The 1,556-nt window shown below is 43.3% G+C and carries 2 protein-coding genes; both read right to left on the bottom strand.

What is annotated here, in order from left to right:
• Window positions 1-182 (bottom strand): hypothetical protein (locus ACESTK_RS20405; protein ID WP_373120627.1); only part of this gene is annotated, 182 nt, incomplete at its 3' end.
• Between the two features lie 66 nt (window positions 183-248).
• Window positions 249-1,535, bottom strand: coding sequence for an IS1380-like element IS613 family transposase (locus tag ACESTK_RS20400; RefSeq protein ID WP_005805709.1), 1,287 nt, complete (start codon window positions 1,533-1,535; stop codon window positions 249-251).
• Between the last annotated feature and the right edge of the window lie 21 nt (window positions 1,536-1,556).

Here is a 1,556-nt window from a genome sequence, read left to right as displayed (position 1 = left end):
GAAAATATTCCTCCAAAAGGAGTGAGCTTCTCGGATTTTATTTGTATTTTTGCCATGCCTGATGAGGTTTTGTTTGACCTCAAATCCGCAACTAAGCTCTTCAGCGTCCTTCTTGCGTCTAAACGTCCTCTCATCACTGAATTAGCAGATAAATTGAGGCTGAAATACCCACTTCTGCCCACAATATCCCCTTGCCCCACTATGCGACTTGAGGCAATACGCAGTATCATACCCATAAGTTGTAGGCGTTATCCAAAATCAGTCTGAAAAATATCTGCGTAAGCATTATTACAGGTATAGATATTCAGCACATACCGCCTTGATGTTCTGATCCACTTGGCTGGTACAGAGACAAACCTGAAGACAAACGCTTTTATGCGACTTGTTGCATTGAGTCCGAACCTCTTTACGTCAAGTCTGTGGATAATGGCCTTGTAGAAATTACGGATAAGTGCCGTAAGAAGAAGGAACACAGTGTTCTCTGCCATGAAGGATTTGGGCAATCTGTCCCACCCGAAACCATTGTTCATATCATCGAAGATACGTTCCTTTCCTCCACGAAGGTTATAGAACTCGACAATTTCTCTTGTGGAAGATTCATAGTCGTTAGTCAGGATACAACGGTATGTGTATTCTCCTTCCCAAAGATCCAGCACACCGTCCATCCGTTTCTGTCTTTGAATCACAAGTCGGTATGCTTTACCCTTCCACTTCTCAACAAGAATAGAGTTCAATTCGAACTCAATGCCATTGATTTCCTCAGTCTTCCAGCCTCTAAGAGCAAAGATGTCATTGTAGAGCGAACTGCAGCGGTTTGCGCGGATATAGAAGGATTTGCTGTGTTTCTCTATTTCCTCCACGATTTCCTCGGAACATGATCCACAATCAGCTCTGAAACGATTGATTGTAAGTCCGTTCTGCTCAAATCTCTCAAAGAATCTCTTCAGCGTGTCCTTCTGATGAAAACGAACGTTGGTGTTACCATCGCTATTCTCAATGCCAACAATCAAGTCGTCAATAACCGCCACGCCAGGGCGATAACCAAGGAACTTCTTGTATGTAGGCTTTGCATCATACTTCTCAGTCTCTATGAACTGATGGTCGAAATCAACATCATACATCTCGCCCTCTTTCAGTTGGCCGGATGCAAACATACAATTGAGCAGTAAGGTATTGAGTGTGTCAGCCGTGTTGAAATCGTAGTTCTTACCCGTATCTGATGTGTATGAGATGTTTCCTTGCGTCAGTTCCTTTATCGCTCTGAGGATAGTATCAGAACTACAAGTACGAAGTGTCGGATGGAGCGAGAGATGGTTCATCAAATGAGTAGTGACATCCTCAATGCATGAGCCACCACAGAAGTAGATACTCATGAGGGAACGGACGATTTCACTGTACTGATAACCGAACGAGCTACACCTTAGACCGAGTGTCGAGTCGATTACAGATGACAATGTGGAGTCAAATTGCTCCATGATTGAAAATATTCCTCCAAAAGGAGTGAGCTTCTCGGATTTTATTTGTATTTTTGCCATGCCTGATGAGGTTTTGTTTGA

The sequence above is a fragment of the Ruminococcus sp. Marseille-P328 genome, assembly GCF_964249465.1.
Taxonomy (GTDB): Bacteria; Bacillota; Clostridia; order Lachnospirales; family Lachnospiraceae; genus Blautia_A; species Blautia_A faecis.
The sequence above is the reverse complement of the archived record's forward strand: the minus strand, read 5'-3'. Positions and strand labels throughout refer to the sequence as shown.

Bases quoted from the DNA above. Each gene is read 5' to 3' on its own strand.
- ACESTK_RS20400 (WP_005805709.1), bottom strand. From the start codon at position 1,535: ATGGCAAAAATACAAATAAAATCCGAGAAGCTCACTCCTTTTGGAGGA.